Source organism: Nitrospirota bacterium (genome assembly GCA_016194305.1).
Taxonomy (GTDB): Bacteria; Nitrospirota; Nitrospiria; order JACQBW01; family JACQBW01; genus JACQBW01.
Map to the genome: position 1 here is coordinate 34,379 of JACQBW010000024.1, position 20,894 is coordinate 55,272.

Genomic DNA, 20,894 nt, shown 5'->3' on the forward strand with positions numbered 1-20,894 from the left:
ACATGTTACGAGAAATTCGGAAGTCTATTCGGAAAAATCATGTGTGCTTTTACCATATGTTTTAGCTGCTCCAACATTTTTTGGGTCAGAGCGTCCTTGATCTGACATACTAACGATTTTGTATAGCAGTTTGTTTCGGTTCGATTACTCGTGCCAAGACGGGTCCAAGCACCGCCAGAAATAACACATAGGCAGCCGACAGCGGGCCTAATTGCGGTTCCAGACCTGCGGTCACTCCAAGGCCTGCAATGACCATAGAAAACTCGCCATGCGCTACTAAAGTGCAGCCAGCACGTAGACGACCCGGAATATCCACTCCGACGTAGCGTGCGGCCCATATACCGGTTAAGAATTTCGTCAGCACAGTAATAAGACCCAGCCCTACTGCCAACATAAGAACTGGCGGCAGCGTGGCGGGGTCTATTTGTAATCCGAAGAACAAAAAGAAAATGGCAGCGAATAAGTCACGAAGCGGCCCGATCAGGCGCTGAGCTTGGGCGACAACAGGTCCGGAAAGCGCGATGCCGACCAAAAATGCGCCAACTGCAGCTGATACTTGTAACAATTGCGAAATGCCTGCAACGAGTAGAACAATGCCAAATATCGTCAGCAGGGTGATCTCGTCCGATTGATGAGAAACAATCCGGCTCATGACATTGCTATAGCGTATTATCGCAGTCAGCACTATCCCAACGGTAACAATTGTAATCAGAATTGAAATCAGCCCCGCAAGTGCGCCCTGGCCGATGAGGAGTACGGCGATAACCGGCAGAAAGATTGCCATAGCCAGGTCTTCCAGTACAAGGATTGAGAGGATTGCGGGAGTCTCCGGGTTATTTATTCTTCCGAGTTCTGTCAAAATCTTGCTGATGACCCCGGTAGATGAGATATAGGTTATTCCACCCAGCAGAACCGAAGCCAGCGGGCTCCATCTCAGCAACAACCCGACGACCAAACCGGGAGTAAAATTGAGGATGAGATCAAAAACAGCTGCAGGTAAACCCGACCTCAGGTCTGCTCCTAATGTCTCATGTGTATATTCCAGACCCAGCATAAAGAGTAGTAAAATCACACCAATCTCTGCACCTATGTGAATAAAACTCTCGCTGAAGTGAAGTGGCACTAATCCACCGTTGCCAAAAGCAAGTCCCGCTAGCAGATATAGAGGAATGGCTGATAAGCCCCATCGGTTGGCCAGTCGGGCCAAAAGGGCCAAGCCGGCAACCGCGGCACCCAATTCTATAAACACCCAAGACAAATCAGTGGAGTTAATTACAAGCATATGACATTTTGATGAAGCAAATCGATTAAACCCTGCGGCAATTTACATTACTTTTGATGTCAAGTGAACGCGCGATTTCAGGAAGGATTCGTAGTTGATTTGTTTCTCCGCCGCTTCATTTATTTCAGATTCTTTTGTTTCAAACCACCGACAACCTGAGGCAGAACAAAAGTTAAACCATAATATAAATAGACATCTACTTTGTAGTACCCATCCAAAGGCTTAAACACCTTCACGAGAAACAAATAGTCAAAGACTACTGCGATCAGCGTCCAAACAATCGCCAAAAGAAAATAGTACTGAATTGATTCCGCTTTTATTTTCTTAAATAGAACCCAAAGCGTGATCATTGTGCCAATAGGCAGAATAATCCATCCTATCAGAGTAATGGACACGACCGAAAAAAGCACTATGCCTAGCAGGTATCCGATAAGCCACAGAACAAAACCCCAGCCCAGCGCGTCTTTATAAAATTGTTTGGTCATAAATGTATATAACTATTATTGAGCGCCATTTTGCAAGCATTTCGATTGAAAACGGCGAGTGCCTGTAAGACCCGCTTAAGTCACCATCCTGTTAAATCATGAAAATGATTGAACACCGTTCATAATCTTCGATGTTTCGAAAATCAGGAGGAATGAAGGTGGGAAGAAGATATTGAATTGATCCCCTATACGCATTTATAATGTTGCAAAACTGCTTGAATTCTACAATAAGTGTGGTGTCCCATGGTATAAAGTAAAGGTCATCATCACATCGAAAAAACCTATGAAGAGAAAATTCCTTAATTATATTGACGGCAAGTGGGTAAATGCCACTTCCGGAAGAACGATAGTCAGCATCAATCCGGCGGATAGCGGTGATACCATCGGCACAGTTCCTTCATCCTCCGATGAAGATGTTGACAGCGCTGCACGCGCAGCTAAATCCGCCTTTCAAAGCTGGCGACGGATTCCTCCTCCTCGCAGAGGAGAAATTCTATTCCGCGTCGCTGAACTCCTCCAAAAAAATAAACTGGAACTTGGGAAATTGGTATGCCGTGAAATGGGAAAGGTTTTACCGGAGGCCTTGGGAGATGTACAAGAGGCTATTGACATGGCCTATTACATGGCGGGGGAAGGACGCCGCTTAAGCGGCGAAACTGTGCCCTCTGAACTTCCGAATAAAGATGCTAAATCGATCCGCGTTCCTATTGGGGTTTTTGGATTGATTACCCCATGGAATTTCCCAGTAGCAATCCCATCCTGGAAAATTTTCCCCGCGTTAATTTCTGGGAATACGGTCATATTTAAACCCTCAAGTGATACACCGGTCTGTGCTACACGCTTTGTAGAGATTATCCTGGAGTCAGATCTTCCCCAAGGGGTATTGAATCTCGTTCATGGAGAAGGGAACGTCGTTGGATCGGCCATCGTCAAACATCCTGATATTCAGGCCGTCTCGTTTACGGGTTCTTCAGAGACGGGTTCCATACTCGAAGGGATTTGTGGAATTCTTCACAAACCAATCTCCACAGAAACTGGTGGTAAAAATCCGATCATCGTTATGGAAGATGCCAATCTCGATCTGGCGGTTGATGGAGCCCTCTGGGGAGGATTTGGAACGACGGGTCAGCGATGTACGGCAGCAAGCCGTGTCATCGTCCATGAGGCAGTACATGATCGATTCATTCAAAAATTCAAAAAAAAAGCATCTAAACTTCGAATTGGAAACGGGATGAAGAAAGCCACCCAAATAGGACCTATCATCAATCGGTCCCAATATCAAAAGATTCTTAATTATATTGAAATTGGGAAAAATGAAGGAGCGAAGCTCATTCTTGGAGGAAAAGCCCGCACTTCCGGAGAATGTTCGAAAGGACATTTTATCGAGCCGACCATCTTTATCAATGTCAGCCCAACAATGCGAATTGCGAACGAAGAAATATTTGGACCTGTCGTTTCTATTTTGAAGATAAGGAGTCTTGACGAAGCAATTCAAATCGCCAACCAGGTTGCGTATGGCCTCTCGTCAGCAATTTACACAGGAAATGTCAACAATTCTGCCATAGCCGAGAGGGAGCTGGATACGGGAATTGTTTATATCAATGCTTCCACCATAGGAGCTGAGATTCAACTCCCGTTTGGAGGAACGAAAAAGACGGGATATGGCCCTCGCGAGGCAGGGGGAAGAGGTGGTGCGCTGGATCATTATAGCAAGTGGAAAGTTATCTATCGGGATTATTCTGGAAGACTTCAAAAAGCTCAGATTGATAAATCCTGATCCGGTGTGAATGACTAACGGGTTTTGGTTTTGGTTGAAGATTTCATCAATCCATCAGCTTGTTCAGGGTAAAAGCCCTCATAGTGATTTCTTTCTGTCAGCTCCAAAACAGTAAAGGCCGATCCGCTCCTGATTTCAGCCGAGGTAAATATCTGCCTTAATCGAGTTCCGGAAGCGCCGATGATGTTTCCCGAAAATTCCACTCCTTTTTGTTCCAAGGCTTTCTTGGATTGATCAATATTTTTCACCAGAACTGCAACATGATGAAGGATTTTGTCGCCAAACATTTTTACCCAGGGTGTGATAGGACTGTTTAATCCTTTTGTATCGGTATAGTCCTGGTCAATAAATAGTGCCGGACGATCTTTTTTGCGGTAAACCTTGGCCCACCACCCCTGTTCAGGAAATTCAATTATTTCATTTTTCCAGGCGTAACCCATTTGGGTGAACTCCATGGCTCTTTGATCTACATTCATGCATCGAATAGCGACATGATCGATGATGAGCGTACTGTTTTGCTCCCGCAAAAGTTGAAGATAGGTGTTTGACGCTTCATTCTCTCTAAAATAATTTTCAATAAGTCTGATAACGAGTGGCTCGGAATATCCCTTAATTTGGTTTTCTAAGATCGGATGCATATTACAATTCTCTCAATCTTGTATAGAGGATTCAGGCTATGCTTTTTTAAAGTCTCAAACAGGTTCTCTTTTAAATGTATCTCAAAGAAAGAAGATGGTCAAACTCTGTTGAATCGAATATTGTCACTGGAAATCCTTTTATATTTCTAGAAGAAATGAGTCCCTAAACTTCGGGCATGAATTTATTTCGGAAGGTTTTAGAATTCAGTCAGGACAATCTGCTTATCGATCAGATATTCCACAGGATTGTCCTCTTTTGCGACTTTGAATCGCATTTCCTTAGGTTGTCGTTTATCCGTGGTGAATCTCAATATTTATAGCATCTTCCCATTCCTCTAATTATTATCCATGACTTGGCCGGTACAGTACCATCCGTCGCCCTTTGCGCTTTTAATGGCCTCAACCAGTGACTTTGACTGAACGGAATCGTCATGCAATACGATGGCATGGCCTGGTAGACTATTAAGGTCCACTGTCTTGACTCCTTTCACCCCCATCAGGACTTTGGTAATCTCCTTCGGATAAGATTCACAGTAAGTCCCCCCTAGCATCAGGATCGTTTTTTGATCATTTGCTTTGGCCAATGGAACTAAAGATAAAAGAACGATAACCGTGCTCACGAAAATGCCAGTTATTTTCCGTATTTGAATTCTACCTATATTCATATCGAATTCCCTTCGGTTAGAAGTGAGAAAAGAAAAGCTGGATCTCAAATGTCTTACTCGTTCATGAGGATTAAATCAGCTCCACGATACCCAAATCTATTTTTAAATACAAAATATAATTTATTACTCGGACATGCCAATTCAGGTTGGCACCCTGTTTTTTTAAGAATTCGACACGCTGAAAAGAGGAGGAGCCCCTATTTTAGGTTTAATAATTTAACTTTGATTGATACGATTTTCAGGAGATTTGAGATAGGACTTTTTGCTTCAAAACTAATCAGATTTAGGTTGAAGAAGGACCACTCTTGACGCTGCCTGGTTTATAGTCTCAATAGCCGCCGGTGTAATTTCAAAATATTGTAATCCAATTGCATACGATTTAATGGGGTCTTTTGGATCGGACCATTCCTTGATCCAGGCGACTCTGGCAGAAAATTCGACCAGTTTCTTTTCGACATAAAGATTGACCAACAGATTTTCTCCCTGTTTGAGTTTAAAATAGGAATAGAACATGAGACCTCCTATTCCGATGTTTTCGGTTTCGAAAAAACCTTTCTTCTTTCCCAATTCCCCTGGCTGAAGAATTCGATATTCTGCGGGAATATGAATGTCAACCCGTGGATGTCTTCGAAGATCTTTTTTAGAGCCTGTTTTCCGGTTCATCTGATTAATTATACCATTTTTAAAAAAAATTGACTTGACCCATTCTGGAAAAAACAGATTCTGTATCGGTCTATTTTTATAAGCGGATAAATAAGGGAAAATCAGTTTTACAACCGGGTTTTAATTCTTCTCAAAAAACTCGATCATGGATTCAGAGATCTTTATGTTACGATTCCTTGATTTTAGATTTCGAAGGGTCTATGCTTTTCCTAGAATCAGAAAAGGGGAAATATTCTTTTACAAAAGGAGGAAGCAATGGCAAGAACCATCGTAAAGAAACTGACACCCGCTGAGACCAGCTCTTCTAAGACCGGCATTGATCTTCACAATTTAGATCTGCAAAAAAATGACGCTCAGAGCCTCAACAGTCTCATTTCAGAGACAGCCTATCAACTCTATTTAAAAAGAGGAGGAGAACATGGTCATGATCTCGGCGATTGGCTGGAAGCCGAATTAATCGTTCAGGCCCAGATGAAGTCAGGAATCCGCACTTAGAAACATGTTCCCTTATGGCCTATAAAATTAATCTGAAATCCTTCCGATTTAATAGGCACAGGACTGTTAAAATCTCGTTCCTACCCACTTTTTCACATTTGACATTTTATCACGATATATTAAACTTTAAGTCATATTGATGATCTGATTCTGACAGATCCGGAAAAACCGTTTACATTCAAATTTTTTAAATCTCTTTCATTTGAGGATTTCCTTAGAAAATGAACACCTTGATAACATTCATTCGCAATCTAAAAATACAGCAAAAATTGGCTGCGAGCTTCTCCTTAATCTTGTTGACATTTCTGGCTCACTCCATTTATGGGTGGATTGAGGGGGTCAGTTTGATCAATGCAGCGAGGGATCTACAGGAAAAAGATTATTTGACTTCCAGAGATGGATTGATATTAGAAGAAAAATTTACCAATCTGGGTAAAATATATGTGGATGCCATCAGTTTCAGCGACGACAGAAAATTAGCCAAAACCCAGGAAATCGAGACTGATTTTACGGCAACCATCAATGATCTGAAAAAATATGAAGTAAAGGATATTCATTCTGTGGAAGAGATGGAAACCGCTTTTGCGGCATATACCGTCATGGGCAAAAATCTTGTCTCCTCGATTATCGCAAAAAAGGAATCTTCTGAGATCGAGAAAGGAATGAATGAGTTTTCAACACTTCATCGCACTCTAAAAGATAAAATAAAAAATTACACCTCTGCGAAGGATACGGTGTTTCGCAATGACATAGCGAATATGAAGCAGCGGATCAAGACCTTCAATCAAATTACGATCGCGATTACCATTGTCATATTGATAGGAGGAATGATTCTCAGTGTGCTTGTGGCTCGTAACATCAGTACCAGGCTGACTTCCATGATCACTCTGGCAACCAAGATTTCGGAAGGGGACTTTACACAGAGATTCACAGTCAATTCTCAGGACGAAATTGGAATTCTAAGCGGGGCATTTATAAGAATGTCGGATCGCCTGAGCGCCATGATCAAAAATATCCGGGAAGTCACTCACCATGTGGCTTCCGCCACCGAACAGATGGGGAAAAACACGAAAACCGTTATGGAAGGGGCCAGAAATCAGGCTTCCTGTGCGGAAACGGGTTCCAGTTCCATCATTGAAATGAATTCTGCAATTATGGAAATCTCCTCGAATGTAGAAAGTCTTTCGTCTTCTTCTGAAATTACCTCGTCTTCCATTCTTGAAATTTCCGCTTCTTTTAATGAAGTAACCAACGCAACAGTCGGCATGGTGGGTCAGGTCAATGACACCTCTGCCTCGATTGTCGAAATGACAAACGCGATCAAGGAAGTATCCCAGAACGTCCAAAACCTTTCCAACTCCTCGACTCAAACAATGACCTCGCTTAAGGAAATGAACAATTTTATCAAGGAGATAGAAAACCATTCCAAGGAATCCACTTCCTTGTCTGAAAAAGTGAAATCGGACGCCGAACAGCTTGGCATGGTCGCGGTGGAAAAAACGATCGATGGAATGAACCAGATTAAAGAAACCGTTCAGACCTCGGTCAAAGCGATTAACCAGCTCGGCGAACGTTCAGAACAGATTGGCAACATTCTCAATGTCATTGACGAGGTGACGAAACAGACCAATCTTCTGGCCCTGAATGCCGCCATTCTTGCCGCTCAGGCCGGGGAACAGGGAAAAGGATTTGCGGTGGTCGCCCAGGAAATCAAGAATCTCGCAGATCGCACGGCGGGTTCGACCCAGGAGATATCCCAGGTGATTAATGATGTGCGTAAGGAGGTCGGTGAAGCGATTCACATTTCGCAGTCCGGGGTCGGCCGCGTTGAAAACGGAATCACGCTTTCATTGAATGCCAGAGAGGCTCTGAAAAAGATATTGGAAAGTTCTCAGCTTTCAAACGTAAAATCGCGCAAAATAGAAGTGGCCACAAGCGACCAGACGCTGGCGGCCCAGAAAATCACCGAGGCAATGGAACAGATCAATGAAATGGTTCAACAGATTTCTACTGCTTCCATTCAGCAGAAGAAGGGGAGTGAACAAATACTCCACGCGACAGAAATGATGGCAAACTCCACTCATGTGGTTCAAAGATCGATTCAAGAACAATCTAAGGGAACAAAACAAATCAGTGATTCCGCAGAAAATGTAAATGAACGCGTACAGCAGATTCTAAGATCGATCAAGGAACAGAAGAAAGGAACAGAGACCTTCGTCGGTGTGATGGAAAATATCCGTCATACGTCAAGTTCCAATCTTGAACTCGCCACAGAAATGAGCACTTCCGTCGAAGTGCTCTCAGGACAAGTCTCCATTCTAAAAAAAGAAGTCGATAAATTTATAATTTAATCAGATTCCCGTTCAGACGTTAACCTTGACACTCTTAATGGCACTCTTTATCTTCGCCGCGACATCCGGAGGGACCTGTGCCATGTCATGCATCTTCTTGCCGTGATCCGATACCATCCTCAAAACCTCCTCTTCTGTCTCTGCGCGTATTTCAAATGCACAGCCTCCAGAGGGGCTGACGTCCAAACAACCTAATTTTTTATATTCTTTACTGGGCATGATCTTCTCCTTTACTTTTTTGAGACTCATAGGCAACCGAAGCACGCAATTGACCACGCGTTCTCCTATAATTTAGCGTATTCCGTGGCGCCATGCCAGTCGATCACAACGACCGGATCGTCTCCCACAACCCAGGCGTCATGGCCAGAAGGAAGAGACGTTACATCGCCCGGACCCGCTTCAATTTCAGTTCCGTCATCCATCTTAATCCGAAGACGGCCAGTGACGTGATATTGGAAATGGGGCGCTTCACAACTTTGGGTTCCCGCGATCGGCTTGACATGATCAGACCATTTCCATCCGGGCAGGAGAGTAAGTCTGCCAATGACCCCACCCCCCATATTGATTAAATCGAGCTTTCCTTTTTCAAATTTTCGAGTCTCGTCCGGCGCGTCGAGACGCTTATATTCAGTTTGAAGCATGGTGCAATCTCCTTTTTGGAAGAATGGTTGATATGGGTATTCCTGGGAATTCTGGATCAACGGAAGCATGCTAACCTACTAATAGGTAGATGTCAAGAAGAAAAAAAGGGGCTATTTTTTATCTAAAAGCCTTAACAATTGATTCTTAACTGCCTTGAATTGCGGCACACCTCCCTCGGTCCGCGAAACAATCATCGCTCCCTCGAGGAGCGAAAGTATCAATGCACCCAGAATGGCGCTATCGCCCGTGAAACTGAGGGACCCCGAACTATTGCCTTCGTCCAGGATTTGGGAAAGCCTGCCTATATTCTCCCGGTAAAATCGGCGTAAAAGAAGCACGGTCGGATTCCCCATACTGGCCAGTTCTGCGCTCAACATTCCGCAGAGACACACTTTCATTCCAGGTTCATCCTGAAGCGTTTTCTCAAACAACTCGATGTATTTCTTCAATTTGATCCGGGCGGATACAGGGAGAAGGATTAAGTCGTCGACGCACTTTAAAAACTTTGGACTATAACGCCGCACCAGGGCTTCAATAAGCCTGTCTTTGGTGGGAAAGTGATAGTGAATGCTCGCTTTACGGATATTAACGATATCGCTAATATGTTGATAACTTATTCCGTTTGCCCCGCATGACTGAATGATTGACTGAGCCGCGTCCAGAATCGCTTCTTTGGTATCTTTCTTTCCGTCTACATTTTTAGGCAATCTCATATCAGATCCGAACGTGCGATTTATTTTAGGCGGCAATCTCTCGATTGTCCATCGTTTCAGGCAGTTTTGGCCAGTTCAATGTCCATTCGAATCCTGATCACTTGCAAGGGAAATCATATTCTATCCTTGCCTGTCATGCAAGCAGATCGAGCGATAGCAGTTGTGTCAGGCGTCAAAATAGGATAGACTGATAAAATCATATCAGGGGGCGACTGGTTTCGACAGGAGCTCTATATTTCAAGGTTGCATGCCGAGGTTCCATCGGTCTCGTTAAACAGGTGGAAAAAAAAGCAACTGCCAACGAAGAACTGGCACTCGCAGCCTAATTTAGGTCTGTGACGTCTTTCTCATGAGGGCCTGCGTAATGAGAAGGGCGCAACTGCAGCAGGCTGGTCCCCCGGATCCGTTGATGTCAGAGGGATAAGATCAAGTCGACTAGCCCTTCTTCTAAGCCTGTCTTTGGGCGTGGGGAAGAGCGAATCCTAAAACAAAGAACACGCATGTAGGAGCTTTGGGGTTTAGGCTTTTGGACCGGAGTTCGATTCTCCGCGCCTCCATTTATTTTGGGGCCCGCCAGGAAGACCACCTTCCTGCCCCAAACCTGCGTTTAGCACTGGCAAAGCCAGATGCTTCACTTGTTTTATTTGTTGAGGCCTTCGTTAAATACACTCATTACCCCCGAACCCCTCGTTCAGCACGGGCAGAGCCCGTTGTACGTCCCCCTCTCACCTGCCTTGCGCCCTGAGCGTTCTGATCTGGCACACCAACCTTTAAGAACATTTGACTGTAAGTCAGGCCTAGTGATAGTCCTTTTCGTAATTCTCTTCATACTCCGCCTCTTTTTCCACATCCAAGGCGGTTCGGGTGCTGAATCCGACTAGTTTATAAATCGGACAGATGGCCATCTGACTGGTTACCATGGGAAACAGCGATAGAGCCATTACCCAGAGCCCGAAGTGGTTTAGACTGAATCCATCAAATAGAAACAGTCCTGCAAACATCAAGGTGATTCCGAGAATGCCCCGCATAGTCCGATCCGTTCCTCCCATATTATAACGGGATGGTTTGAGCAGGCAGGCATCCTTATCGGACTGAATTGCTTCGGGGGGGGTATCTTCGGATAGCGCCATATTTGATTTCCTATTTGATTCTCATAATGGTGACTTTCTTCATCACAATATCTGTAATCGGCTTGTCATTGGGTCCTTTGGGTACCATAGCCATCTTATCGATAATTTCTTGACCTTCGACAACCTGTCCAAAAATCGTATGGTGCCCGTCAAGCCACGGCGTTGGAACCTGAGTGATAAAAAACTGACTTCCATTGGTGCCCGGACCCGCATTCGCCATAGCAAGCCTCCCCGGAACATCAAACTTTAGCTTGGGAGAAAACTCATCTTCAAATTGATACCCTGGTCCGCCGACTCCGATTCCGAGAGGATCTCCGCCCTGTGCCATGAAATTCGGGATAACGCGATGAAAGATTAAGCCATCATAAAAAGGTTTTTTGACTTTTTGGCCTGTTTTCGGATCGGTCCATTCCTTGCTTCCTTCTACCAGACCGATAAAGTTTTGAACCGTCTTGGGGGCATCCTTTTCATAGAAAATGCAGGTAATTTTTCCAACTGTGGTATCCAGGAGAACGTAAGTTCCTGGAGCAAGTTTTTTGTCCGCCGCAAAGCTGATTTCTGAAAACACCATAAGAACGATAAAGGTAAAAGAAAAAAAACCTTTCATCATGAAAACTCCTTTCTGATTATAGTGATTATTTATTAACGATTGACCCGGCGTGCTGTCGTTAAAAATGCCGTATGGGCCACCATCCGGTGATCAGGCCGAACGCTCATCCCATCGACATTCCACCCCCGGACAAGAGATTCGCTGACGCTAATCTGGAAAAACCCTTTCTCTCTTCGTAAGGTCTCGACCAGTTGTACCACCTGAATGATCGTCGGAAGATACGAGAGAAAAATACCGCCTGTTCTTAATGCGTACTTTAAATGAGGAACCACCTGCCAGGGTTCCGGGACATCCAGCACGACACGATCCAGATCGGTTTCCGTAATTTCCTTGTAGACATCCTGATTTTTAATCAGAAGATTGTACGGAGTTTGCATAAATTGTTCGATATTCAACTTTGCCCTCGTCGCAAAATCTTCCCGAACTTCATAAGAAATCAGAGTCCCGGTCGGCCCGATAGAACGGAGAATGGCCATTGCGAGTGCGCCCGATCCAATTCCGGCCTCAAGCACTTTAGCCCCAGGATAAATGTCGGCCAACATGAGTATCTGCCCGGTGTCCTTTGGATAGATGACCTGCGCCCCTCTTGGCATATGAAGAACATATTCTCCATAGGTCGGTCTCAAAACAGTCATCTCCCTTCCGCTGGGAAATACCGCCTTTTCCCCTTCTTCTTTTCCGATCAAATCGTCATGCGATAGAAAGTCTCCGCTAAACTGAAATTTCGCCCCTTTTTTTAAGATTAGGGAATAGACCCGTTCTTTATGATCGATCAGCTCTATCCACTCACCTTCTCTTAATGTTTTCCCACTGTTCGATTCTAGTCGTTCCAACTAAAGCGCCTTCTCATGTAGTGGGGCCGTATAACCGGGTAGGCGCACGATTAATTTGCAATATCCGCAAACAGATGAAACAGAAGAGGTGGGTTCTCCACAAATTGTGCAAGAGCGCATTTCCATCGACCCTGATCCGGTCGGAGCCGTTTTCCGATTTTCCAAAAATGAGAGATAAAACTGATGTTTCGTTCCAGGGGAATGGTTCTCGATTAAATTGAGTGCCTTCTTGTATATCAGCATAGGTGAACTTTGGCTCATGGGACATTCTTCAACGACGTAATCGATGCCCTTCAAAAAAGAGTAGGCTGCGACTTCATATTCAGAAAGCCGATAGAGAGGTTTGATTTTTTTTACAAATCCCCCTTCATTCCCTTCCAGGATTGGAGACTGCTTATTCAAATATTCCTGCTGCCATCTTAAAACATTTCCTAGCAGCCTTGCGGCTTCATCATCCAGGTTATGACCGGTTGCCAAAACCGTATATCCATGCTCCATCGCAAAACGATTGAAATGATACCTCTTGATTGTGCCGCAGGCAGAACAGGGGGACCTGTCAGTTGCTTCCGACAGTTCCACAATTCCCATTTGATGCGCTTCTTTCAAACGGTAGGTATAAAGCCTCTGTCCGTATTTCTCGGCGAATTTCTCGACTTTTTGCCTTGAAGATTCAGAATAGGAACCAATTCCCAGGTCGACGTGGAGTCCCGCGGTCTGATAGCCTGATTCAACCAAAATATGCCAGAGGGCCAGGCTGTCTTTTCCGCCTGAGACGGCAATTAGAATGCGATCTTCCAGAGTAACCATTTTGTCTTTCGTCAGTGCCCGTTTGACCTGAACCGAAAAGGTTTCAAAGAAACAAGGCTTGCAATATTTTGCATTTGACCGGGAGATTGTTAAAACAGCTTTTTGACGACATTTTTGGCACCTCATCGGCTTCCTCCAGATATCACTGGACGAATTTCGATACTGTCAGAGTCCCCAATCTGACTATCAGGCGGCAAAAGTTCATCGCTTTCCCTTGTCCCCTCTTTTTTTAAGATAACCAGGACCGTCTCGGGTAGAATCTCCAGTTCTTTTAACAACTGAGAGACTTTCCTGGGACCACAAAACTCCAGAATCCTTGTGGGGTGATGAAAAGTGATTTTCATAAGTGCTGTCCGGTGAAACGTGATTTTATCTGATTCAAACTAATTATTCAACTTCCTGTTTTTCCATCACTTTCCGAGAATTGACTCCAGGACCGCGCTTTTGAGACACTGACAAACAAATCATGATAAAGCAAAATGATAAGGAAACGATTGAATCTCTGACTCGCGAAATTGATCCCGATATTCGAAATCTCTTTTTTTCCCATCTTGGACCTGATTATTTTTCCCTTTACACTCCTGATGAAATCGCAAGGCACATAAAACTGACTGCCGAAGTGACCGGAGAACACCTTGTCCGTTGTCAGATCAAGCCGATTGAAAAAAAACTCTTGAATATTGTCATCGCGGGTTACGACTATTTTTCAGAATTTTCTCTCCTCTGCGGACTTTTGACGTCATACGGATTGGATATTGAATCCGGTCACATTTTCACTTTTGAGGAATCATCCCTAAACCAGGATTGCAAAAGAATTATCGACCACTTTCAAGTCACAGGTGCGGACAGGACTTCATTTAATCAAGAAGCCCGAATAAGGTTTAAAGCAGATCTGGACACCGTCGTCAAATACTTGGAAAACAATCAGCTCGATCGTGCAAGAGAGAAAGTGAATTTGCAGGTTGTCGAATTCTTATCTGGCATTGAGTTTCCGATGGATGGCAAGACATTTCCTACCAAAATCACATTTAATAACAAACTTTCCGCCGAGTCGACTCTGATGGAGATTGAATCAAGAAATAGTCCGGGTTTTCTATATGCTTTTTCTAATGCGATTTCGTTGCAGAACATCAATATTGACAAAGTCACCATTGAAAGCAGCGGTCAGACAGTTCATGACCGGATATTTTTAAGGTATGCGCAGGGGGGACAGATAAAAGGTGGAAAAACTCAAAACCAGTTAAAAATCGCAATCTTATTTACAAAGCAATTTACTTATTTTCTCGCTGCGGCACCCGATCCCGTAAAGGGCATTCAATACTTTGACCGGCTTTTGGGTAAAATCATGGAAAAAGGACTTTCTCCGTCCGCGATCACGTTTCTAAATGGCGAAAGAAATCTGGATCTTCTCGCCCGTCTTCTTGGAACAAGTGAGTACCTTTTTGAAGATTTTCTCAAAATGCATTTTGATGAACTCCTTCCTATACTTAAAAAGTATCGTGCGGAAAAACTTCGTCCGGGCAAGATTCGCCTCAAGCAGGCCCTGCGCAAAACCATTCGAGTGACCAATCGTTATGAAGGGAAAAAGGAAAGACTCAATCAGTTTAAAGACCGGGAGCTTTTCCGCATTGACTTGGTCCATCTTTTGTCGCGTAAAAGGAATCTGGTAACCTTTTCGCGTGCTCTTTCTGATTTGGCAGAAATCGTTTTGGAATCGGCCTATAAAATTGGATTTGACGATTTGCAACATCGGTTCGGAATGCCGAGGCTTGAGAACGGGAAGCCCTGTCCCTTTGCGATCTGCGGGTTGGGAAAGTTTGGGGGAGGGGAGATGGGATTTGGATCTGATATCGAACTGCTTCTCGTTTATGGCGGGGATGGAGAAACGGATGGCAAAGATCCCATGACCAACCAGGAATTTTATGAAAGATTGGGTCAATCCATTCTCAACCTGATTGAAGCAAAACGGGAAGGGATTTTTCATGTGGATCTACGTCTAAGACCTTATGGAAGTAAAGGGTCGCTGACTAATTCACTGGATTTTCTTGAACGGTATTATCAACTGGGTGGAGACGCGGCACCCTTTGAAAGGCAAGCCCTTACAAAATTGTGCTGGGTAACGGGAAATGAATCTCTAGGACGAAAGATTGAAAACATTCGGGACCGGTTTACCTATTCCGGCGCCCCCTGGAACCTGAAAACCGCATTGAATCTCCGTCAGCGTCAGACGAAAGAACTCGTACAACCCCGGACCGTAAATGTTAAATATAGTCCCGGAGGAGTTGTGGATCTCGAATATGCTGTGCAATATTTCCAAATACTCAAGGGCCGTACCTATCCGGTAATAAGAACCCCCACTACGTTGATCGCGATAGAACGGCTTTCCCAGGTCGGACTGATTTCCAGAAAAGAAAGAGAGGAATTGATTGAGTCATATCTTTTCCTCAGAAATCTGATCGATGCCTTAAGAGTGGTCCGGGGAAACGCGCGAGATCTCATTCTTCCTGAACGTTCATCAAATGAATTCAAGTTCCTCGCGCGGCGAATGGGATATTTCAGGCCGGATTGGGAAAATGGGGCTATCGAAATGGACAGGGATATTCGACGGAACATGAAGTGGGCACATCAATTTTATACCGGACATTTCTCGAAAAAGAGGTGAATTCTCACTTTTGATCAGCGCGGAAACTTGAGGAGTGCGGAGGACTCGGGCCCGTTAAATAGATCTTCAAAAATCCGGTGAATCCGGCCGGTATGTGTCTTGTAATCTTTCGCAAATTGCACCGTGGCCGTTTCATTCTCATTGTCACGGTAATCAAGCCTTAGAGCGGCCATTTGAAACTCTTCCTCACCCTCTGGAAGCGTGTGAGTCTGATTTTCATGGACCATTTGAAGTGAGTTTTCAACTTTTCTCAAAAAGACATAACCATCTGTTAAAGTACCAAAGCACTCCATCGGAATCACCCCAAGACCATAAAGTTTTCTCAAACCTCCCAGGGTCTGGCGGTCTCGAATTTCCGGGTATTTCTTCCCGTAAAAAATCTGTAAACACTGCACGATAAACTCCACCTCGCGGATCCCCCCGATCCCCAATTTAACATGGAGAAAGCTCTTCCCTCGGGCGGACATTTTATTATCTATTTCCTCTTTGATCTTACTGACTTCCGAGAAATGAATGGTTGAAAAAGGGGATTGGTAAATGAAACGGCTTGCCAAACGGAGGAATTTTTCTCCAAGACGCATCTCCCCGGCCACAGGCCAGGCTTTCAACAAAGCCAGTTTTTCCCAGCTCTCTCCTCTCTTTTCATAATATTTCCGGAATCTGGTGAACGAACTCGTGATTTCTCCTGATCTTCCTTCGGGGCGAAGTCTTAGATCGACCCGATAAAGAAAACCCTTGGATGTCATGGCGTTCAATCCGGCAATCATCTCCTGCGAAAGGAGGGTAAAATAGGTTTTGTTTGGAATCATGGAGTGCGGTAATCCTTTTCGATTTCCTGAACTGACTCCCTGATCGCTTTCATAAAGAAAAATCAGATCGACATCAGAAGAAAAATTTAATTCTCCACCTCCCAGTTTTCCCACGGCCAGGACGACGAAAGCGGCTCTTTCGCCCTCCCCGCCTCGCCTTCTCACTTTCGGAACGCCGTATTGTCTTTTGACTGTCTCTTCTGAAATGCGCAAAATATTTTCAAGAACGACTTCGGCCAAAACGGACAAGGAGGAGATCGTTTCTTCCAGCGACGCTTTCTGCAGTAAATCCCGAACGCCGATACGAAGAAGCTCTTTATGTTTTAATACACAGAGCATTTCGATCTTCTTCTCTTTGCTTTTCAAGTTTCTTAATGTTTTTTTAAAATCGCCCGCAAGATTTTTTTTGGGGACATTTCCGTCAAGCGTCTGGCTTTCAGCAATCCAATAGAGATAATGCGGATAACGAATCAGAACTTCCGACATAAAGGGACTGCTCCCAAAAACTTTTGCGAGCAGCCAGACAGTATAGGGAGAGTCTTTCAGGTAGGAGAGGAGATTGGCTTTATTCAACGCCATTCTGGTAAATCGTTCAAAATAGTTCAGGGCTTGATCCGGATCGGGCGAACGGGAAAGAGAATCCAAAAATTCGACGATGATTTCTGACAGAAGCAGACGGGAGCGGGGGTCGTCGGCAATCAGTTGAAGGTTCATATCCCCCTTCTTGATGTCTTTAATTCCCACCGGGGATAAAATGGCCGAAACTCTCTCGTAACTGAGATCGCCCGCCAGCAGGAGCTCTTTGGGATTGGGTTTTCTTTTAGTCACATGATCATTATAATAAGACGTGACTGAAAAGGGAATCTTCATTTGTCTCTTTATGCCCTTGAAGAGAGAAAGTATCCCTGTTACACTTGTTTTCTATTCAATAACCACTCCCTATAAGGATTATCTTAAAGATGAAAAAGAAAAATGCTGTCGGCTGTCTAATTCTCATGCTCCTGTTCGGTCTTATTGTTGCTGAATCGGATTCGTTCGCCCGTGCCGGAGGGTCCAAATCATTCGGAAGCCGTGGAAGCCGTACCGCCGCTCCTGCCGCTTCGCCTTCTCCCACCACAGGATCCTCACCCGCAGCAATGGGTCAAACGCCCGTTCAGCCCACATCCCAGCCATCCCCCGGTTTATTCGGGGGTGGGTTTGGAAGAGGCGTGATGGGAGGCTTGATCGGCGGTATGATCGGGGGAATGCTCTTCCGGAGCCTTGGTTTTGCGGGGGATGGCTTCGGCGGAAGCGGTATCGGTCTATTTGAGGTCCTCCTCATTGTCGGAATCGGATTTGGAATCTACACCTGGATGAAAAGAAATTCGAGTCTTTCTTACTCTTCACCCGAAAGAGGAAGTTCATCGGTTGCCATTCCAGGGTCCATCTACCAAGGTTTTCCTACCGGCAGCGGAGGTGTCGCCACTTTCAAATCCGTTGGAGAAGGACTGAGGGCTATTTTGGCTATGGATCCTCAATTTAAAGTTGAAAATTTTAAGAATCTTGCAAGCGATATCTTCTTCAAAATTCAAATCGGATGGGGCAAAAGGGATATCTCCTATCTTTCAAAATTTTTGACTCCTGAAATGAATTCAATATTCGATAGGGAAATCGGTCGGTTAAAGGCAGAGTTCAAAAATAACCATATTGATAATATCTCCCTCCGTGCAGTTGAAATTGTGGAGGCCTGGCAGGAAGAGGGCTGCGACTACATTACCACACTGATTTCAGCCAATTTGCTCGACTATACCAAGAGTGACGTTTCCGGAGAGATTGTTTCGGGGTCGGATATCGAACCGGTCTCTTTTAATGAAAACTGGACTTATTGCCGGCCCGTAGGAACCGGCAACTGGACACTGTCAGCTATTCAGCAGGTTTAACAAGAGTCATTCGATGAATATCGTTGAGACCTTAAATCATGGCATTCTTTTTGAAAAAAAAGTCTCCCAGCTCTTTAAACAAACCCTTTCATTTCAAAAAGAAAAATCGGCCGGACAAGCAATCTGGAAAGAAATTGTTGTTCAAAAAGAAAAACAGATCTTGCTTCTGAAAAAGGCTGTCAGTGGAAATCCGGGACAGAGTCCCAACGCATCCCGAATAAAACTCCTCCCTGCACGAGAAATGGAAGAGGGGCTTGCCTGGATCGATCAGACGGAAGAGGAACTTAAAGTGTCCGATCCGGTTCCGGCAGCCCTCGTCAAGCTGATCCCACGGATCGCCTCTTTTGAACTTCGACTGATCTATTCTCTCCTTTTGAAAGTTTACGATCTCCATCTTTTTAAAAAAGATCCCGAGTTGATTTCTCTCTTAAACCGGCATTTTCAGTCTCTCAACTTTTATTTGAAAAAGCACCACGCCTCACCGCTCAATGCTTTGACCCATGAATATCCATTTCTGGTTATAAAGGCGGATGGAAAAAAAGGTTTTCGAGAAGACGAGCTATATCAGAATCTCATGTCGCAAAAAAAAGAGATCACACTTCGTTTAAAAAACGGGGATTCCTATTCCGGAAAGCTTGACAGCTTTGACCATTTCTCTCTCCTCTGCCGTCCGCTCATACCCACCTCCCCTCCTATCAGTACGCTTTTTTTGAAAGAATCTATTTTATCCATTCTAATCCATGACTGATCCGGAGTTTTCCAAAAGACCGATTATCAAACTCGAAGAAGAGAGAATTCCCGACTTCTCATTCCTGGATAAAGAACTCGTTCAGCCTGAAAAAGGTTATCGATTTACGGCAGATGCCCTTCTTTTGGCCGACACGATTCACCCCCAGCCCAACGAAAATATCCTGGAATTCGGCGGCGGATGCGGCATCATTTCTCTTATTCTGGCTAAATTGAATCCGGAAGTAAAAATCATCTCGATCGAAATTCAGGAAGAATTGGCCCAATGTGCTCGAAAGAATATTGAGCTCTATCAGCTTCAGAATCAAATTGAAATTGTCAATGAAGATGCTCGGGAAGGTTGGCAAAAATTTACGAACGGCTCGTTTCAAAGAGTCGTCACCAATCCTCCCTACAGGGAAAGCGGAAAAGGAAAACTGAATCCATTAAATGATAAGGCCATTGCCAGGCATGAAATCAGTTTAAGCCTCAGCAGTATTATTCAGTGGAGCTCCTTCCTTCTCCAACCGGGTGGAAAACTCAACTTTATTTTTCCCTCAAGCCGCTATCGGGAAGCAACGCTTCTTCTAGAAAAAAATAATTTTGATTTGACCGATACGGAAGAGGTCAAACGGTCAAGAAATTCGGTACGAATTCTGGAAGCCTGTTATAAACCGTAGCCGCCGGTCGTCATTCCGATAAACGCATCGAGCGAAGGACAAAGCAGGTAAGGATTATTTTCCAGCTCTCTGCCCACGGTCGAAGTCGGCGTCGGACCATAGTCATGACCGGGATAAATTAAACTTTCCTTCGGAAGTGGCATAATCCTGGTTTTAAGACTTCGGAACATTTCCTCCGGAGACCCGCCAGGCAAATCACATCTCCCGATACTTCCTACAAATAGCGTATCTCCGGTCATCACCGAACCATCAACAAGAATAATACAGCTGCCGGGAGAATGTCCCGGGGTATGAATAAACTTAAATCCGATTTTGCCCAATTCGACCAGCTCGCCATCTTCCATCTCTTTATCAGCAGGAGGGGGAGTAAAATGCTTGAGATATTTTGCATCTTCCCGATGAATAACAATCGGGGCACCGGTCGCGGATTTAATATCCTTATTGGCTCCTGTATGGTCAAAATGGCAATGGGTATTTAAGATCAATTTGATCTGAATTTTCGCCTCTTGTGCCGTTTTTAGGATTTTTTGGGCTTCAAATCCTGGATCCACAACGACACCTTCGCCTGAGGAAGGATCGCCGATCAGGTAGCAAAAATTTTGCATGTGGCCTACAGAAAGTTGATGGATCTGAATGGTTTTGTTCATACAGAGAGATTATATCAGAGAGGTGATGTCTATTCTAGAAAGGATTGACAATAACCGGGGTTTCGTTTAGATTCTAGGTTCTCTTTTGACAAGTGAGGACCTGGCTCGGCTGGTCCGAACGAGGGGGCGAATGATGCGACGAATAAGGAGCACCACGCCATGAGCGCCACCGAGCAGGTGAGGTGGCCGGAAAATGGGGCATTGAGAAGATTTCCCGAAGGCCCACTTTAAAAGAAAAATCAGAAAAAATTACTCTGCTGCGGAACTGCTCGCGAGCAAGCTTAGTAGGTCCCATCGTCTAGCGGCCCAGGACGCTGGCCTCTCACGCCGGAAACACGGGTTCGAAACCCGTTGGGACCA

22 protein-coding genes, 1 tRNA gene and 1 other RNA gene are annotated in these 20,894 nt (G+C 44.7%); 9 read left to right on the forward strand and 15 right to left on the reverse strand.

The features are described from left to right. Positions 1-109: 109 nt before the first annotated feature. Together HY200_08150 and HY200_08155 are read right to left on the reverse strand one after the other, a co-directional pair. Positions 110-1,282, reverse strand: coding sequence for a cation:proton antiporter (locus tag HY200_08150; protein ID MBI3594916.1), 1,173 nt, complete (start codon positions 1,280-1,282; stop codon positions 110-112). A 119-nt stretch (positions 1,283-1,401) separates the two neighbouring features. Beyond that, complete coding sequence (locus HY200_08155; protein MBI3594917.1) at positions 1,402-1,767, reverse strand: hypothetical protein; 366 nt, start codon at positions 1,765-1,767, stop codon at positions 1,402-1,404. A gap of 283 nt (positions 1,768-2,050) precedes the next feature. On the opposite strand from HY200_08155, the gene HY200_08160 reads away from it, so the two are divergent. Continuing rightward, complete coding sequence (locus HY200_08160; protein MBI3594918.1) at positions 2,051-3,544, forward strand: aldehyde dehydrogenase family protein; 1,494 nt, start codon at positions 2,051-2,053, stop codon at positions 3,542-3,544. A gap of 14 nt (positions 3,545-3,558) precedes the next feature. On the opposite strand, the gene HY200_08165 is transcribed toward HY200_08160, so the two are convergent. From HY200_08165 to HY200_08175, 3 genes are all read right to left on the reverse strand, one after another. After that, positions 3,559-4,182, reverse strand: coding sequence for a hypothetical protein (locus HY200_08165; GenBank protein MBI3594919.1), 624 nt, complete (start codon positions 4,180-4,182; stop codon positions 3,559-3,561). A 335-nt stretch (positions 4,183-4,517) separates the two neighbouring features. After that, on the reverse strand, positions 4,518-4,847 hold the full coding sequence (locus HY200_08170) for a heavy-metal-associated domain-containing protein (GenBank protein ID MBI3594920.1): 330 nt from the start codon (positions 4,845-4,847) through the stop codon (positions 4,518-4,520). Between the two features lie 273 nt (positions 4,848-5,120). Next, positions 5,121-5,510 carry a PilZ domain-containing protein gene (locus HY200_08175; GenBank protein MBI3594921.1) on the reverse strand — a complete coding sequence of 130 codons (390 nt, stop codon included), beginning with the start codon at positions 5,508-5,510 and terminating at the stop codon, positions 5,121-5,123. Positions 5,511-5,765: 255 nt separating this feature from the next. Here HY200_08175 and HY200_08180 point away from each other — a divergent pair, with 255 nt between their 5' ends. Then, on the forward strand, positions 5,766-6,005 hold the full coding sequence (locus HY200_08180) for a DUF2934 domain-containing protein (protein ID MBI3594922.1): 240 nt from the start codon (positions 5,766-5,768) through the stop codon (positions 6,003-6,005). A gap of 221 nt (positions 6,006-6,226) precedes the next feature. Next, positions 6,227-8,356 (forward strand): HAMP domain-containing protein, encoded by a 2,130-nt coding sequence (locus HY200_08185; protein ID MBI3594923.1) that lies wholly within the window; start codon positions 6,227-6,229, stop codon positions 8,354-8,356. 12 nt (positions 8,357-8,368) lie between these two features. Here HY200_08185 and HY200_08190 read toward each other — a convergent pair whose 3' ends face one another. The 3 genes from HY200_08190 to HY200_08200 form a co-directional block, all read right to left on the reverse strand. Beyond that, the gene (locus HY200_08190; protein ID MBI3594924.1) at positions 8,369-8,575 is read right to left on the reverse strand and encodes a DUF1059 domain-containing protein; all 207 of its coding nucleotides are present in this window, start codon (positions 8,573-8,575) and stop codon (positions 8,369-8,371) included. Between the two features lie 65 nt (positions 8,576-8,640). Further along, entirely contained in the window at positions 8,641-8,997 is a 357-nt protein-coding gene (locus HY200_08195) for a cupin domain-containing protein (GenBank protein MBI3594925.1), read from the reverse strand. A gap of 111 nt (positions 8,998-9,108) precedes the next feature. Further along, entirely contained in the window at positions 9,109-9,711 is a 603-nt protein-coding gene (locus tag HY200_08200) for a TetR/AcrR family transcriptional regulator (protein ID MBI3594926.1), read from the reverse strand. 204 nt (positions 9,712-9,915) lie between these two features. On the opposite strand from HY200_08200, the gene ssrA reads away from it, so the two are divergent. Continuing rightward, positions 9,916-10,271, forward strand: a transfer-messenger RNA (tmRNA) gene (ssrA, locus tag HY200_08205). 237 nt (positions 10,272-10,508) lie between these two features. On the opposite strand, the gene HY200_08210 is transcribed toward ssrA, so the two are convergent. From HY200_08210 to HY200_08230, 5 genes are all read right to left on the reverse strand, one after another. After that, positions 10,509-10,841 (reverse strand): DUF2892 domain-containing protein, encoded by a 333-nt coding sequence (locus tag HY200_08210; GenBank protein MBI3594927.1) that lies wholly within the window; start codon positions 10,839-10,841, stop codon positions 10,509-10,511. Positions 10,842-10,851: 10 nt separating this feature from the next. Next, on the reverse strand, positions 10,852-11,412 hold the full coding sequence (locus HY200_08215) for a peptidylprolyl isomerase (GenBank protein MBI3594928.1): 561 nt from the start codon (positions 11,410-11,412) through the stop codon (positions 10,852-10,854). 71 nt (positions 11,413-11,483) lie between these two features. Next, positions 11,484-12,284 carry a tRNA (adenine-N1)-methyltransferase gene (locus HY200_08220; GenBank protein ID MBI3594929.1) on the reverse strand — a complete coding sequence of 267 codons (801 nt, stop codon included), beginning with the start codon at positions 12,282-12,284 and terminating at the stop codon, positions 11,484-11,486. Continuing rightward, positions 12,285-13,217, reverse strand: a complete 933-nt coding sequence (locus HY200_08225; protein MBI3594930.1) for an adenine nucleotide alpha hydrolase family protein — start codon at positions 13,215-13,217, stop codon at positions 12,285-12,287. It abuts the gene before it with no gap. Next, complete coding sequence (locus HY200_08230) at positions 13,214-13,435, reverse strand: thiamine biosynthesis protein ThiS (GenBank protein ID MBI3594931.1); 222 nt, start codon at positions 13,433-13,435, stop codon at positions 13,214-13,216. The genes HY200_08225 and HY200_08230 overlap by 4 nt, the downstream gene beginning before the upstream one ends. Positions 13,436-13,557: 122 nt before the next feature. On the opposite strand from HY200_08230, the gene HY200_08235 reads away from it, so the two are divergent. Further along, a complete protein-coding gene (locus HY200_08235; protein MBI3594932.1) occupies positions 13,558-15,753 on the forward strand; it encodes a hypothetical protein in 2,196 nt (731 codons plus the stop codon). A gap of 14 nt (positions 15,754-15,767) precedes the next feature. On the opposite strand, the gene HY200_08240 is transcribed toward HY200_08235, so the two are convergent. Beyond that, a complete protein-coding gene (locus tag HY200_08240) occupies positions 15,768-17,432 on the reverse strand; it encodes a hypothetical protein (GenBank protein ID MBI3594933.1) in 1,665 nt (554 codons plus the stop codon). Positions 17,433-17,521: 89 nt separating this feature from the next. On the opposite strand from HY200_08240, the gene HY200_08245 reads away from it, so the two are divergent. The 3 genes from HY200_08245 to HY200_08255 are packed head-to-tail and all read left to right on the forward strand — an operon-like array spanning position 17,522 to position 19,887. After that, the gene (locus HY200_08245) at positions 17,522-18,481 is read left to right on the forward strand and encodes a TIM44-like domain-containing protein (GenBank protein MBI3594934.1); all 960 of its coding nucleotides are present in this window, start codon (positions 17,522-17,524) and stop codon (positions 18,479-18,481) included. A gap of 13 nt (positions 18,482-18,494) precedes the next feature. Continuing rightward, a complete protein-coding gene (locus HY200_08250; protein MBI3594935.1) occupies positions 18,495-19,229 on the forward strand; it encodes a hypothetical protein in 735 nt (244 codons plus the stop codon). Then, a complete protein-coding gene (locus tag HY200_08255) occupies positions 19,222-19,887 on the forward strand; it encodes a methyltransferase (protein MBI3594936.1) in 666 nt (221 codons plus the stop codon). Before HY200_08250 ends, HY200_08255 begins: the two co-directional genes overlap by 8 nt. Here HY200_08255 and HY200_08260 read toward each other — a convergent pair. Beyond that, entirely contained in the window at positions 19,875-20,492 is a 618-nt protein-coding gene (locus HY200_08260; protein MBI3594937.1) for an MBL fold metallo-hydrolase, read from the reverse strand. The two genes, HY200_08255 and HY200_08260, sit on opposite strands and share 13 nt — an antisense overlap. Positions 20,493-20,821: 329 nt before the next feature. Between HY200_08260 and HY200_08265 the strand changes: the two genes are divergently transcribed. Continuing rightward, positions 20,822-20,894, forward strand: a tRNA-Glu gene (locus HY200_08265).